Here is a 14782-nt window from a genome sequence, read left to right as displayed (position 1 = left end):
GCTGTACATCGCTGCGCTTAATCTCCCCTTCGACTTTAGGGTTGTTTCAGTGTGGCGGGACAACCGTTATACTTTCGCCCGCCCGCGAAACCGTGGCCGTGGGCGTGACTAGCCACCATTGAGGGTGTACGTGTGAACCTAATTATGAAAATGCTGGCTGTACCAGCAACCGTATTGGCCCTTTGGGCAGTCAGCGCTCAAGCTGCGACCAATGACGATATTGCCAAGCGCCTTGAGCCGGTTGGCCAGGTCTGCGTCCAGGGCAAAGAGTGCAAAGGGATGGAAGTCGCAGCCTCGGCTGGCGGCGGTGGTGCAAGAACAGCCGATGACATCGTTGCCAAGCACTGCAACGCGTGCCACGGCACGGGCCTGTTGGGCGCACCGAAAGTGGGTGACACCGCAGCCTGGAAAGAACGTGCCGATCACCAGGGCGGCCTCGACGGCATCCTGGCCAAGGCCATCACCGGGATCAACGCGATGCCACCTAAAGGCACCTGCTCCGATTGCTCCGATGACGAGCTCAAGGGCGCCATCAAGAAGATGTCTGGCCTCTAACAGGCAGCCATCTACCGCGAAAAAGCCGCTTACGAGCGGCTTTTTTGTGCCTGCGATTTGGCCAGGAGGCTGGTCATCGGCGCCAAGACCCGGCAAGCTCGGGCTCACCTCAATTCATGGAATGGTCGGGAGGAGTAGATGGTGCAGTCCTGTTCAATCGAGCGCGGGGTCGACGATGTACTCGCCCGTTTGCCCGCGCATATCCACCTGGGCTTACCCCTCGGGTTGGGCAAGCCCAACGGGTTCGTCAACGCCCTGTACCGGCGCATCGCCCAGTTGCCTGAGCGCCGCTTGACGATCTACACCGCCCTGAGCCTCGGCCGCCCGGCCCTGGGCGATGGCTTGCAACGGCGCTTTCTGGAGCCGTTTGTGGAGCGGGTGTTCGGCGACTATCCGGAACTGGACTACCTTGCCGACCTGCGCCGCGACAGCCTGCCCGCCAATATCCGCGTGCAGCAATTTTTCATGCAGCCCGGCAGCCTGCTCCACAGCGCCCCGGCCCAGCGCGACTACGTCAGCAGCAACTACAGCCACGCCGCGCGGGACATCAACGCGGCCGGGCTCAACCTGGTGGCCCAAATGGTGGCCCGCGACCCGGGGCAGCCGGAGCGCTTGAGTTTGAGCTGCAACCCGGACATCACCCTCGACTTGCTGCCGATGATCGCCAAGCGCCGTGCCGCGGGGGAAACCATCCTCATGCTCGGCCAGGTTCACGCTGACCTGCCGTTCATGCCAGGGGACTCGGAAATCGACGCCCAGGCGTTCGATTTCCTGATCGACAGCGATGACCGCACCACGCTGTTTTCCACGCCGAACATGCCAGTGGTTTTGCAGGATCACTTCATTGGCCTGCATGCCAGCACCCTGGTGCGCGACGGCGGCACCTTGCAGATCGGCATCGGCTCCATGGGCGATGCGCTGACCGCCGCGTTGTTGGCGCGCCAGGCCGACAGCGCGGGTTATCGCGCCTTGTTGGCAGAGATGGACCTGGCGCCGTGGCAGGCGCTGATCGACCGCGAAGGCGGCGTCGAACCCTTCGCCAAGGGCCTTTACGGTTGCAGCGAAATGTTCGTCAACGGCTTGCTGGTGCTGGTGGACGCCGGCATCGTGCGGCGCAAGGTCTACCCGGACGAGGCCCGCCAAGCCCAGGCCAACGCCGGCACCCTGGACGAAGCGGCGCAGGCCGATGGCGTCTCGGTGCACGGCGGGTTCTTCCTCGGCCCGCGCACTTTCTACGAGCGCGTGCGCGAGTTGCCCCAGGCCAAGCGCGGCGAATTCAACATGACCGCCATCAGCTACATCAACGAGTTGTATGGCCAGGAGCCACTTAAGCGCTTGCAGCGCCTGGATGCGCGGTTTATCAACAGCGCGTTCACCGTGACCCTGCTGGGCGCCGGGGTGGCCGATCAGTTGGAGGACGGCCGGGTGCTCAGCGGCGTAGGCGGGCAATACAACTTCGTGGCCCAGGGCCATGCGCTGGAAGGCGCGCGCTCAATCTTGATCCTGCGCAGTTGGCGCGAGGCGGGCGGCGAGGTCAGTTCCAACATCCTCTGGGAGTACGGCCATTGCACCATTCCACGGCACTTGCGCGACGTGGTGGTGACCGAGTACGGCATCGCCGACCTGCGCGGCAAAACCGACGCCCAGGTGATCGAAGCGCTGCTCAACATCACCGATTCGCGGTTCCAGCAGGATTTGATCGAGCAGGCGCAACAGGCTGGCAAGCTGCAGAAGGGTTTTCGCCTCAACCCCAGGTTCACCGACAACAGCCCGCAACGCCTGGAAGCGATCGGCGCACGCCACGCACGGCTGTTTCCCGAGTACCCCTTGGGGACGGATTTCACTGGCGAGGAGCAGGATTTGCTGCGGGCGCTGAACTGGCTCAAGAGCAAGTTCAAGCTCAGCGAGATGCTGGAGTTGGGCAAGGCTGCCCTGGATGCACCGGAGCCGGAGCGTTTCCCGCGCCACTTGGAACGCATGGAACTGCTCAAGCCCCAGGGCTTCAAGGAAGAGCTGTACCAGCGCTTGCTGCTGGCGGGGTTGCAGGCGACGGCGCGGGGCACCGCGCAGCCCTGACCTCAAGCCTGTGGGAGCAGGCTTGCCCGCGAAGCGGTTTGTCAGCCGGCACATCGGGTGGCTGATACACCGCAATCGCGGGCGAGCCCCACAGGCGTCTTGTACACCGCAGCGACGTTGTTGCTACCGCTGCTTAGAGAAAGGTCACCACACCACCGGCCAGGGATTTGACCCGGGCCAGGGATTCCACGCGGTAGCCTTGGGCGTCCAGTTCGGCGCGGCCGCCCTGGAACGATTTTTCGATCACGATGCCCAGGCCGGCCACGGTGGCGCCGGCCTGTTTGATGATGGAAATCAGCGCCTGGGACGCCTTGCCGTTGGCCAGGAAGTCATCGATGACCAGCACGCGGTCGCTGCTGGTCAGGTGGCGCGGGGAGATCGCCACGGTGCTTTCCACTTGCTTGGTGAACGAGTACACGGTCGCCGACAGCAGGTTTTCGGTTAGGGTCAGGGACTGGTGCTTGCGGGCGAAAATCACCGGCACGCCCAGGTTCAGGCCGGTCATGATCGCCGGTGCGATGCCCGAGGCTTCGATGGTGACGATCTTGGTGATGCCTGAATCCTTGAACAACGCGGCGAATTCGTCGCCGATCAACTTCATCAGCGCCGGGTCGATCTGGTGGTTCAAAAAGGCATCCACCTTCAGGACCTGATCGGAAAGCACGATGCCTTCTTCGCGGATTTTCTTGTGCAGTGCTTCCATGAAGCTTTCCTCTAATGACGCCGTGTGCGTCCAGGGCTGGTGAAAAAGTGGGCGATTCTAGCGCTTTAACATCGCGCGTATATCCGCCAATGCGGTATTGCCGCGAACGGCTTTGACTTCGGTGGGGGTGTCGTCGTTGCCTTCCCAGGCCAGGTCGTCCGGCGGCAGTTCATCGAGGAAGCGGCTGGGCGCGCAATCGATGATCTCGCCGTACTGCTTACGCTTGGCGGCGAAGGTGAATGCCAGGGTCTGGCGCGCGCGGGTAATGCCCACGTAGGCCAGGCGGCGTTCCTCTTCGATGGTGTCGGCTTCGATGCTGGAGCGGTGGGGGAGGATTTCCTCCTCCATGCCCATGATGAAGACGTAGGGAAACTCCAGGCCTTTGGAGGCATGCAAGGTCATCATCTGCACGCCTTCGGCGTTTTCTTCTTCTTCCTGCTGACGTTCGAGCATATCGCGCAACACCAGTTTGCCGATGGCTTCTTCGATGGTCATTTCGCCATCTTCGTGTTTTTCCAGGGTGTTCTTCAGGGCTTCGATCAGGAACCAGACGTTGCTCATGCGGTAGTCCGCGGCTTTGTCGCTGGAGCTGTTGGTGCGTAGCCAGTTCTCGTAGTCGATGTCCATGACCATGCTGCGCAGGGCCGAGATGGGGTCTTCGCCAGCGCACTGCTCGCGCACCTTGTCCATAAAACGCTTGAAGCGTCCCAGGCGATCGGTGAAGCGCGAGTCCAGGTGCTCGCCCAGGCCGATTTCGTCGGTGGCGGCGTACATCGAGATTTTGCGTTCGGTGGCGTAGTTGCCGAGTTTTTCCAGGGTGGTCGAGCCGATTTCCCGGCGCGGCACGTTAATCACCCGCAAAAAGGCGTTGTCGTCGTCCGGATTGACCAATAGGCGGAAGTACGCCATCAGGTCTTTCACTTCCTGGCGTCCGAAAAAGCTGTTGCCCCCCGACAGACGGTACGGGATCTGGTGGTGCTGCAACTTCAGCTCGATCAGCTTGGCCTGGTAGTTGCCGCGGTACAGGATGGCGAAATCGCTGTAGGGGCGGTCGGTGCGCAGGTGCAGGGTCAGCAGCTCGACGGCCACGCGCTCGGCTTCGGCGTCTTCGTTGCGGCAGCGGATCACGCGGATTTCGTCGCCGTGGCCCATGTCGCTCCACAGTTGTTTTTCAAACTCGTGGGGGTTGTTCGAGATCAGCACGTTGGCGCAGCGCAGGATGCGGCTAGTGGAGCGGTAGTTCTGCTCCAGCATCACCACTTTCAGGGACGGGTAGTCGTCCTTGAGCAACATCAGGTTTTCCGGGCGGGCGCCGCGCCAGGCGTAGATCGACTGGTCGTCGTCGCCGACCACGGTGAACTGGTTGCGCTTGCCGATCAGCAGTTTCACCAGCAGGTATTGGCTGGCGTTGGTGTCCTGGTACTCGTCCACCAGCAGGTAGCGCACCTTGTTCTGCCACTTTTCGAGGATGTCGGCGTGTTCCTGGAACAGCTTGACCGGCAGCAGGATCAAGTCGTCGAAGTCCACCGCGTTGAACGCCTTGAGCGTGCGCTGGTAGTGGGTGTAGACGATGGCGGCGGTCTGTTCCTTGGGGTTGCGCGCGTTTTCCAGGGCCTCGGGGGGCAGGATCAAGTCGTTTTTCCAGGAGCCGATCATGTTCTTGATCTCGTCGACGCCGTCGTCGCCCGAGTATTCCTTTTGCATGATGTCGGTCATCAGGGACTTGACGTCGGTTTCGTCGAAAATCGAGAAACCGGGTTTGTAGCCCAGCCGCGCGTGTTCCTTGCGGATGATGTTCAGGCCCAGGTTGTGGAAGGTGCACACGGTCAGGCCACGGCCCTCGCCGCCCTTGAGCAGGGTGCCGACCCGCTCTTTCATCTCCCGCGCGGCCTTGTTGGTGAAGGTCATGGCGACGATGTACTGGGCACGGATGCCGCAGTTCTGGATCAGGTGGGCGATTTTGCGCGTGATAACGCTGGTTTTGCCGGAGCCTGCGCCGGCGAGCACCAAAAGAGGGCCGCCGACGTAGTTCACGGCTTCTTGCTGCCGGGGATTGAGTCGGGACATGACGAAAAGGGGGGTCGCTTGCGAAATGGGCGGGCATTTTAACAGGCTGGAAAGATTCTGCGGCCTCTGTGCGACTTGTGACGTAGCACTCGATCTAAATTTGCCGCTTTTGCTACTTTGCCGCAGGATGCGCGCTGAATGTACGGCGACAACGTGCGAGTTAGAGCGGTACAAGATAGCGGTTGATAATCAATACCATTGGTCATTGTTTATCGGCGCGTCATAATGCCCCCCGCCACCATTTTTATGCAGAGTCTAGGGAGCCAGCTTGTCCACGCCTGTCGAACCCGTGCGTTTGCTGCTATTGGCCCCGGAGCCAACGTGGGCGGCGTTGTTGCGCGAGTGTCTGGTGCCTCTGGGGGACGCGGCGGTGCTTATCAGCGCGCCGGACTGGGAATCGGTCAGCCGCCTGTTCGAGGATGATCGCACCGCGGTCTTACTGACCGTTCCTGCTTTGCAACCGGCGCCGGGCAGTTGCCATCTGCCCACCGTGCTGCTGCTGGAGCAAGAGCCCCTGACCATCCCCGATGGCGTCAGCGACTGGCTGACCCGCGTAGCGCTGGACGCCGAGACCCTGCGCCGCTGCCTGCGCCACGTGCGCGAGCGCGGCCTGCTGGAAAACACCCTGCAACGCCTGGCCGAACAAGACCCGTTGACCGGCATTGCCAACCGCCAGGGCTTCCACACCCTGCTGGCCGCGCGCCTGGCGGAAAACGAAGGCCGCGGCCTGGCCCTCGGGCACCTGGACCTGGACAACTTCCGCCACGCCAACGATGCCCTCGGCCACCAGGCCGGCGACCGCTTGATTCTGCAAGTGGTGGCGCGGCTCAAGAGCCAGCTGGAGGCGGGCGATCAAGTGGCGCGCCTGGGCAGCGACGAATTCGCCCTGCTGATCGACACCCGTCGCGCGCCGCAACGGGCCGAATGGATGGCCGAGCGCATTGTCGAGGCGATGTCCGAGCCCTATTGGGTCGATGGCGAAAGCCTGCTGATCGGGTGCAGCCTGGGCATGGCCCATGCCCGCGCCCAGGCTGGCGCCGACCCGCTGATGTGGCACGCCCATATCGCCATGCAGCAGGCCAAGAGCACCCAGGGTTGCACCTTTCATATCTTCAACGAGCGCATCAACCGCAACGCCCGCAGCCTCGCCGATCTGGAAAGCGAACTGCGCCGCGCCTTGCGCCGCGATGAGCTGGAGCTGCATTACCAGCCACGGATGAACCTGGCAGACGGGCAGATCGTCGGCCTCGAAGCCCTGGTGCGCTGGCGCCACAGTGAACGCGGGCTGCTGCCGCCCAGCGAGTTCGTGCCGCTGGCCGAGCAAAGCGGCTTGATCGTGCCCCTGGGTTACTGGGTGATCTCCCGCGCCCTGCGGGACATGCAGGACCTGCGCGAACGCGGCCTGGCGCCGCTGCACATGGCGATCAACCTGTCGTTCCGCCAGTTCCAGGACAGCCAGTTGCTGCCGACCCTCAGCCGCTTGATCGCCGAGCGGGGCGTGGACGCGCAATGGTTGGAGTTCGAGCTGACCGAGACGGCCGTGATGCGCCGCAGCGACCTGGTCAAGCAAACCATGGACGCCCTCGGGCGCCTGGGCGTGCGCTTTTCGCTGGATGATTTCGGTACCGGGTTTTCCTCGTTCGTACATCTCAACAGCCTGCCCATCGCCCTGCTCAAGATCGACAAGAGCTTTGTCGGCGGCATGGAAGAGCGCGAAGAAAACCGCAAACTGGTGCACGCGATGATTAACTTGGCTCACAACCTCCACCTGGAAGTGGTCGCCGAAGGCGTGGAAACCCCCCAGCAACTGGCACTGCTGCGCGGTTACGGCTGCGACCAGGTGCAGGGCTACCTGATAAGCAAACCCGTACCGCTGGCGCAATTGGTGGACTACCTCACCCTCGGCCATGACCGGCAAACGGTGTTGAGGGGCTAACCCCCCGACAATTCACCTCTGCGGGGGCAACGGCCTTACTCCTACCAATTCGTCACCGCCACTCAGGGCCGCCCTCGCGAGCAGGCCCGCGATGAGGCCGGTACAGTCGTTAGATATTTATCGGCAGGAATACCGCTATCGCGGGCGAGCGGAGCGCCGCCCGGCCCGCTCCACTAGGTCGCTGGCAACCCCGCCCCTTCCTGCGACTCGCGGCGGATCATGCGTTTCATTTTCCATTCAAACGCCAGGGTCAGGCTCACCGCCGCGCACGCCAGCCCCAATGCCAGGCCCCACCAGACGCCGGTCGGGCCCCAGTCGAGGGTGAACGCCATCCACCACGCGGCCGGTGCGCCAATCAACCAATAGCAACCCAGGCCTACCAGGAAGGTGGTTTTGGCGTCCTTGAGCCCGCGAATGGCGCCCATGGCGATGGTTTGCGTGCCGTCGAACAGCTCGAACCACGCCGCCACCGCCAGCAGGCTCACGGCCAGTTGAATGACCTCGGCGAACGCCGGGTCGTTGTGGTCCAGGAACAACCCGACCAGTTGGTTAGGCAGCAGCCAGAACACCATGGCAAAGCCGAGCATCGCCGCGCCGCCGAACAAGATCCCCACGCGCCCGGCCAGCCGTGCGTCCAGCAATTGCCCGGCGCCGTAATGCTGGCCGATGCGCATGGTGATCGCGTACGACAGCCCCGCCGGCACCATGAACGCCACGGAGACGATCTGGATGGCGATCTGGTGAGCGCCCAGTTGCGTACTGCCCATGCTGCCCATGCACAGCGCGGCGAAGGCGAACAAACCGACTTCCACCGCGTAGGTGCCGCCAATCGGCAGGCCCAGGCGCCAGAGTTCGCGCAGGTACTGGCGGTTGGGTCGCGACAGGCCCCGGCGCAGCGGGTAGGCGTCATACGCTGGGTGGCGGCGAATGTGCCAGGCCAGCGCCAGGGCCATGCAGTTGGCGACGATCGCAGTCACCAGGCCGATGCCCATCAGGCCCAGTTTCGGCAGGCCGAACATGCCGGTGATGAGGGCGTAATTGAGCAGGAAGTTGGCCACGGTGCCGATCAAGCTGATGACCATTACCGGGGTGGCGCGGCCGATGGCGCTGGTAAAGCCGCGCAGGGCCATGAAGCTCAGGTAGCCGGGCAGGGCGAAGGGCAGGATCAGCAGAAATTGGCCGGCGGCCAGCACGTTGGTTTCGGTCTGGCCGAACAGCAGCAACAGCGGTTTGAGGTTCCATAGTGCCAGGCCGGCGACCAGCGCCATCAGCCACGCCAGCCACAGGCCGGCCTGGGTCAGGCGTGCGGCGCCTTCGATGTCCCCCGCGCCTTTGCGGATCGCCACCAGGGTGCCGACGGCAGCGATCACACCGATGCAGAAAATCGACACGAAGGAATAGGTGGCCGCCCCCAAACCACCGCCGGCCAATGCTTCGGGGCTGATCTTGGCCATCATCAGGGTGTCGGTGAGCACCATCAGCATGTGCGCCAACTGCGAGGCAATCAGCGGCCCGGCCAGCCGTAGGATGGCCCAGAGTTCGGTGCGTGCTGGATGCTGCATGGTCATCTGGCCCTTTTGCTCGCAATGACAGAAAACCAAGGATTCTCGGCGCTTACGGGCATTTGCACAAAGGGATAAAAACGATTGGTGGCATGATTAAAACTCATGCTGAGAGTTTGTTTGCTACTGTTGGCCGTTCATTACTTGGAGCCCGCCCGATGCCCCGCCGCCTACCGCCCCTTTATGCCTTGCGCGCCTTTGAAGCGGCCGCGCGGCACAGTTCGTTCACCCGCGCCGCGCAGGAATTGTCCATTACCCAAAGTGCGGTCAGCCGCCATGTGCGCACCCTCGAAGAGCACTTCGCCTGCCGATTGTTTTTGCGCAACGGGCGCAACCTGCAACTGACCGAAGCGGCGCGCCTGCTCCTGCCCGGCGTGCGCGAAGGTTTCAGCGCCCTGGAGCGGGCGTGCAACGTGCTGCGCGCCGAGGACGACATCCTGCGCATGAAGGCGCCGTCCACACTGACCATGCGCTGGTTGCTGGCGCGTTTGAGTCGTTTTCGCCACTTGCAGGCCGGCAATGAAGTGCAGTTGACCAGCGCCTGGATGGACATCGACGCGGTGGACTTCAACCACGAACCGTTCGATTGCGCGGTGCTGCTGGGCAGCGGTAGCTTCCCCCCGGATTGGGAGGTGAGTTTTCTGTTCCCCGAAGAGCTGATCCCGGTGGGCGCGCCGAACCTGCTCAACGACCAGCCCTGGGATGTGCAGCGCCTGGCCAACACCGAGTTGCTTCACCCCACGCCCGACCGCCGCGACTGGCGCAACTGGCTGGAACGCATGGGGTTGGCGGGGCAGGTGTCGCTCAAGGGCGGGCAGGTGTTCGATACCCTGGAGCTGGGCATGATTGCCGCCGCCCGCGGTTATGGCGTGTCCATGGGCGACCTGCTGATGGTGGCCGAGGACGTGGCTCAGGGGCGCTTGAGCCTGCCGTGGCCCACTGCAGTCGCCAGCGGCGATGGCTATTACCTAGTGTGGCCCAAGACCCGCCCCGGCGGTGAGCGTTTGCGGCGCTTGAGCGACTTTCTACAGGGTGAAGCCCAGGCCATGGTGCTACCGGATGTCGAGCATTTGAGCTGACGCCTTCAGGCGTTGCTGGGGCGGTATTGCAGGGCCTCGGCCAGGTGTTCGCGGGTAATGCCAGGGGCTTGCTCCAGGTCGGCCAAGGTGCGGGCAACCTTGAGCAAACGGTGGGCGGCGCGCAGGGACAGGGTCAGGCGTTCGCACGCGGTTTCCAGCCAGGCTTCATCGGCCGGGGCCAAGCGGCAATGCTGGCGCAGCCCCGGCAGGTCGAGGAAGGCATTGGCGCAACCCTGGCGCTGTTGCTGGCGCTCGCGGGCTTGGGCGACAAGGCGTGCCGCGCTGGCGGTGTCGCCGCCGGGTTGGGCGGTGGGGTTGAGGGCGGTGGCTTCGCGGGCGACGGTCAGGTGCAGGTCGATACGGTCGAGCAGCGGCCCCGAGAGCTTGTTGCGGTAACGCTGGACCTGCTCCGGCGTGCAGCGGCACCGCCCGCTGGGTTCCCCCAGGTAGCCGCAAGGGCAAGGGTTCATCGCCGCCACCAGTTGGAACCGCGCCGGGAAACGCACCCGGTCGCGGGCCCGGGCGATCACGATATGGCCTGATTCCAGGGGCTCGCGTAGAACCTCCAGGACCTTGCGGTCAAACTCCGGCAACTCGTCGAGAAACAACACGCCGTGGTGGGCTAGGGTGATTTCCCCGGGCTGGGGTTTGGAACTGCCGCCCACCAGCGCCGGGCCGGAGGCCGAGTGGTGGGGCTGGCGGAATGGCCGCTGCGGCCAGTGGCGCAGCGGCATCAGGCTGGCCACCGATTGAATGGCTGCGACTTCCAGGGCTTCGGCCTCGCTCAATGGCGGCAGCAGGCCGGGTAAACGGCTGGCCAATAGGGTTTTACCGGTGCCTGGCGGGCCACTTAAAAGTAGGTTGTGGGCCCCGGCCGCGGCGATCAGCAGGGCCCGCTTGGCGGCCACTTGGCCCTGCACTTCGCTCAAGTCGGGGTAGGGTTTGTTGGCCAACAGCAGGCCGTTGGACGTGAACGGCTCCAGGGGCGTGTGGCCGTTGAAGTGGGCGACCACTTCGAGCAGGTGTTCTACCGCGATCACCTTCAAGCCCGAGGCCAGGCAGGCCTCTTCGGCATTGGCCCGGGGCACCACCAGCACGCGCCCGGCCTGGCGCGCCGCCAACGCTGCCGGGAGTACACCGCGCACGGGGCGCACGGCACCGGACAAGGCCAGTTCACCGAGGAACTCGACTTCTTCGATGGCCAGCATGGGCACCTGCACGCTGGCGGCCAGCAGGCCCAGGGCGATGGCCAGGTCGAAGCGCCCGCCGTCCTTGGGCAGGTCCGCAGGGGCGAGGTTCAAGGTGATGCGCCGTGCCGGAAACTGAAAACCCGAGTTGATGATGGCGCTGCGCACCCGGTCCTTGCTTTCCTTCACGGCGGCTTCCGGCAGGCCCACCAGGGTGAGCGCGGGCAGGCCGTTGGCGAGGTGTACTTCGACGGTGACGGCGGGGGCTTCAACGCCCACCTGGGCGCGGCTGTGGACGATGGCCAGCGACATGGAACCTTCCTTGATGGGCACAGAGAACCGCATCCTGCGGGTCCGGGAAGGGTAGTCGAGGTGTGAAGGCGAGGCGGGGGTGACAGGGTTGCAAGACGTATCGGGCGGCCACGCCCATCGGTGGCGACGGGCGTGGTGGCGAGGTTACTGCGGGGGCGGGTTGAGCTTGGCTTCCAACTCCGCGACTTTCGCCTCAAGGCTTTCCAGGCGTGCGCGGGTGCGGGCCAGGACGACCATTTGGCTGTCGAATTCTTCCCGGCTGACCAGGTCCAGTTTGCTGAAGCCGCTTTGCAGCAGGGCCTTGAACTGGCTTTCGATTTCATTGCGCGGCAGCGCGGTGTCGCCGCTGAACAAACGGGAAGCGTGGCCGCTCAGGGCGTCGAGGAGGTCTTTGGGCGCGAGCATGGGAAAAGTCCTGGGAACAGATGGCCGGCAGTGTATCACGGGGTGTCTGCCCGCCAGGGCAGGGGCGGCCGCACGGTTATCGCGCATCGGTTGCGCCACGGCTGCACCGTTTTTGTGCGTAACCCGGCGGGCGATGGCGGCAAAAGGCCAATGGCCGTTGGCAAGCGATTGATATGGTGGGTTTTTCTAGAGATGGCAAGGTTTCTGCTTAGTGCCTGATGACCCATGCACTGATGCAGTCGCTGTGACGAACGCAGTGCGCCGGGATGGCTGAGTCGGGCCGACGATGCGTTACAAAGCCAGGCACTGCGCTTAGACTTGAGCCGGGTTTGTTTTCCTGGGGCAAGTCCACCAATTCGGGAGAGAGTTTTCATGAAGCTAGTCACTGCCATCATCAAGCCGTTCAAGTTGGACGACGTACGCGAGTCGCTGTCCGAGATCGGCGTGCAGGGCATTACCGTTACTGAGGTCAAAGGCTTCGGTCGGCAGAAAGGCCACACCGAGCTGTATCGCGGCGCGGAATACGTGGTCGATTTCCTGCCTAAGGTGAAGATTGATGTCGCCATTGACGACAAGGATCTTGATCGGGTTATCGAGGCGATAACCAAGGCAGCCAACACCGGCAAGATCGGTGACGGCAAGATCTTCGTGGTCAATCTGGAACAGGCTATTCGCATCCGTACCGGCGAAACCGATACCGACGCAATCTAAGCCGCCAAACCCAACGCCCCAGGAGAAACACTATGACTCTGCGCACATTCGCAGGGCTTGGAGCCCTGTTGTCCCTCGTAATGCCCAGCCTGGCTATGGCGGCAGACGAAGTGGCGGCTCCAGTCCTCAACTCCGGCGATACCGCCTGGATGCTGACCTCCACAGCCCTGGTGCTGTTCATGACCATTCCCGGCCTGGCGCTGTTCTACGGCGGTATGGTCCGCTCGAAAAACATCCTGTCCGTACTGATGCAGTGCTTCGCCATTACCGGCCTGATTAGCATCCTGTGGGTTGTCTACGGCTACAGCATTGCCTTCGACACCACCGGCATGGAAGCGGGCGTCGTCAACTTCAACTCCTTCTTCGGCGGCCTGGGCAAGGCGTTCCTGGCGGGCGTTACGCCAGCCAGTATCACTGGGCCGGCGGCCTTGTTCCCGGAAGCGGTGTTCATCACCTTCCAAATGACGTTCGCCATCATCACCCCGGCGCTGATTGTCGGTGCCTTCGCCGAGCGCATGAAGTTCTCTGCGATGCTGATCTTCATGGCCATCTGGTTCACCCTGGTCTACGCGCCGATTGCGCACATGGTCTGGTCCGGCAACGGCGGCTTGATGTGGGACTGGGGCGTGCTGGACTTCGCTGGCGGCACCGTGGTGCATATCAACGCCGGTGTGGCAGGGTTGGTGGCGTGCATCGTACTGGGCAAGCGCAAAGGCTTCCCGACCACACCCATGGCCCCGCACAACCTGGGCTACACCCTGATGGGCGCGGCGATGCTCTGGGTCGGTTGGTTCGGCTTCAATGCCGGCTCCGCCGCCGCCGCCAACGGCACGGCTGGCATGGCGATGCTGGTGACGCAAATCGCTACCGCCGCCGCTGCGCTGGGCTGGATGTTCGCCGAGTGGATCACCCACGGTAAGCCAAGCGCCCTGGGCATTGCCTCCGGTGTGGTGGCGGGCCTGGTGGCCATCACTCCGGCCGCGGGCACCGTAGGCCCGATGGGCGCCCTGGTGATCGGCCTGGTGGCCGGTGTGATCTGCTTCTTCTGCGCCACCAGTCTCAAGCGCAAGCTGGGCTACGACGACTCTCTGGACGCCTTTGGCGTGCACGGCATCGGCGGTATCGTCGGTGCGATCCTCACGGGCGTATTCGCTGCTCCGGCCCTGGGCGGCTTTGGTACGGTGACGGATATCGCGGCGCAAGTCTGGATCCAGTGCAAGGGCGTGGGCTTTACCGTGGTCTACACCGGTATTGTCACCTACGTGATCCTCAAGGTGCTGGATGCGGTGATGGGCCTGCGGGTGAGCGAAGAGGAAGAGGCTGTCGGCCTCGATCTGGCGCAACACAACGAGCGTGGCTACAACTTATAGGCAGCCTGTGTAAGGCGTAAAAAATGCCCGGCTTGCCCGGGCATTTTTTTGTCTGGGGTTTGTCGATTGCCAGGTGGGCCGAATATCTTTCAGACCGCATGCTTTCAGACGGCCGAAGGCTTACAGCTTTGCAGGAAGATTAGGCGCTTTGTTTTTTTCGTGGGCGCGCTAGAATGCGCGCCGAACCTGTGTGTAACGGTGGCGAGCGGTAACGTCTAGGCGGTCGGTCGTGGTGCCAGAGCAGGTTGACCGACAGGCGCTGGGCGGCTGGTACGGTGTTTCTCTTGAGCGGCATCGCCACGGTGGTGCGTGCAAAGCCTTCGTCGTGAAGCACGGTGACGAGGCGCAACCCCTGGCTACCAGTGGGTCTTGATTTTTTTCCGGCCGCCTTCGACAGATGGCCAGGCTGGGCTATAACTAATCTGCTTTTCGCAAGTCATGAGGTAGAACATGAGCGACGATGATCTGGAAAACGACGACCTCGAAGTAGGTGACGAAGACGAGGCCGAAGAAGGCCTGGAAGCGGCGGCTGAAGACGTTGCCGAGGACGATGGCGGTGATGCTCCGGTCCCGACCGCAAAAGGCAAGTCCAAGGCGGCCGTTTCCGTCGATGAGCTGCCCAGCGTCGAAGCCAAGAACAAAGAGCGTGATGCTCTGGCACGCGCCATGGAGGAGTTCCTTGCCAAAGGCGGCAAGGTGCAGGAAGTAGAGGCCAATGTGGTGGCAGACCCACCCAAGAAGCCTGATAACAAGTACGGCAGCCGACCTATCTAAGCGTTTGCTGCGTACTTGCTGAAAAAGCCCGCCGTCGCTGCGGGC

General features: G+C 63.3%; 12 protein-coding genes. 7 read left to right on the top strand and 5 right to left on the bottom strand.

The annotated features are described in order from the left end of the window. The first annotated feature begins 144 nt into the window (after positions 1–144). Positions 145–555, top strand: a complete 411-nt coding sequence (locus AC19YT_RS10540) for a c-type cytochrome (RefSeq protein ID WP_095109247.1) — start codon at positions 145–147, stop codon at positions 553–555. A gap of 138 nt (positions 556–693) precedes the next feature. Then, entirely contained in the window at positions 694–2631 is a 1938-nt protein-coding gene (locus tag AC19YT_RS10535) for an acetyl-CoA hydrolase/transferase C-terminal domain-containing protein (protein ID WP_500610203.1), read from the top strand. A gap of 133 nt (positions 2632–2764) precedes the next feature. Here AC19YT_RS10535 and AC19YT_RS10530 read toward each other — a convergent pair whose 3' ends face one another. Then, the gene (locus AC19YT_RS10530; protein WP_500599822.1) at positions 2765–3334 is read right to left on the bottom strand and encodes a xanthine phosphoribosyltransferase; all 570 of its coding nucleotides are present in this window, start codon (positions 3332–3334) and stop codon (positions 2765–2767) included. Positions 3335–3391: 57 nt separating this feature from the next. After that, positions 3392–5401 (bottom strand): DNA helicase Rep, encoded by a 2010-nt coding sequence (rep, locus tag AC19YT_RS10525; protein ID WP_500610202.1) that lies wholly within the window; start codon positions 5399–5401, stop codon positions 3392–3394. Between the two features lie 268 nt (positions 5402–5669). Here rep and AC19YT_RS10520 point away from each other — a divergent pair, with 268 nt between their 5' ends. Continuing rightward, complete coding sequence (locus AC19YT_RS10520) at positions 5670–7337, top strand: putative bifunctional diguanylate cyclase/phosphodiesterase (protein WP_500610201.1); 1668 nt, start codon at positions 5670–5672, stop codon at positions 7335–7337. Positions 7338–7510: 173 nt separating this feature from the next. Here the strand turns inward: AC19YT_RS10520 and AC19YT_RS10515 are convergent, their stop codons facing one another. Continuing rightward, positions 7511–8899: a NorM family multidrug efflux MATE transporter gene (locus AC19YT_RS10515; RefSeq protein ID WP_176465103.1), complete on the bottom strand. Its 1389-nt coding sequence runs from the start codon at positions 8897–8899 to the stop codon at positions 7511–7513. Between the two features lie 158 nt (positions 8900–9057). On the opposite strand from AC19YT_RS10515, the gene AC19YT_RS10510 reads away from it, so the two are divergent. After that, entirely contained in the window at positions 9058–9978 is a 921-nt protein-coding gene (locus AC19YT_RS10510; RefSeq protein ID WP_095109241.1) for a LysR substrate-binding domain-containing protein, read from the top strand. Positions 9979–9983: 5 nt separating this feature from the next. Here the strand turns inward: AC19YT_RS10510 and AC19YT_RS10505 are convergent, their stop codons facing one another. Next, positions 9984–11477, bottom strand: a complete 1494-nt coding sequence (locus AC19YT_RS10505) for a YifB family Mg chelatase-like AAA ATPase (RefSeq protein WP_500610200.1) — start codon at positions 11475–11477, stop codon at positions 9984–9986. A gap of 144 nt (positions 11478–11621) precedes the next feature. Then, complete coding sequence (locus AC19YT_RS10500; protein WP_095109239.1) at positions 11622–11882, bottom strand: accessory factor UbiK family protein; 261 nt, start codon at positions 11880–11882, stop codon at positions 11622–11624. 372 nt (positions 11883–12254) lie between these two features. On the opposite strand from AC19YT_RS10500, the gene glnK reads away from it, so the two are divergent. The 3 genes from glnK to sutA all read left to right on the top strand — a co-directional run bounded on the left by glnK (position 12255) and on the right by sutA (position 14737). Next, entirely contained in the window at positions 12255–12593 is a 339-nt protein-coding gene (gene glnK, locus AC19YT_RS10495) for a P-II family nitrogen regulator (protein ID WP_002555808.1), read from the top strand. Between the two features lie 32 nt (positions 12594–12625). Further along, positions 12626–13963 (top strand): ammonium transporter, encoded by a 1338-nt coding sequence (locus AC19YT_RS10490; RefSeq protein WP_095109238.1) that lies wholly within the window; start codon positions 12626–12628, stop codon positions 13961–13963. 450 nt (positions 13964–14413) lie between these two features. After that, positions 14414–14737, top strand: a complete 324-nt coding sequence (sutA, locus tag AC19YT_RS10485) for a dormancy-specific transcriptional regulator SutA (RefSeq protein WP_095109237.1) — start codon at positions 14414–14416, stop codon at positions 14735–14737. Positions 14738–14782: the final 45 nt, after the last annotated feature.

It is taken from the genome of Pseudomonas sp. MF08875 (assembly GCF_059862525.1).
Note: the sequence above shows the minus strand (reverse complement) of the source record. Positions and strands in the feature narration are given on the sequence as shown.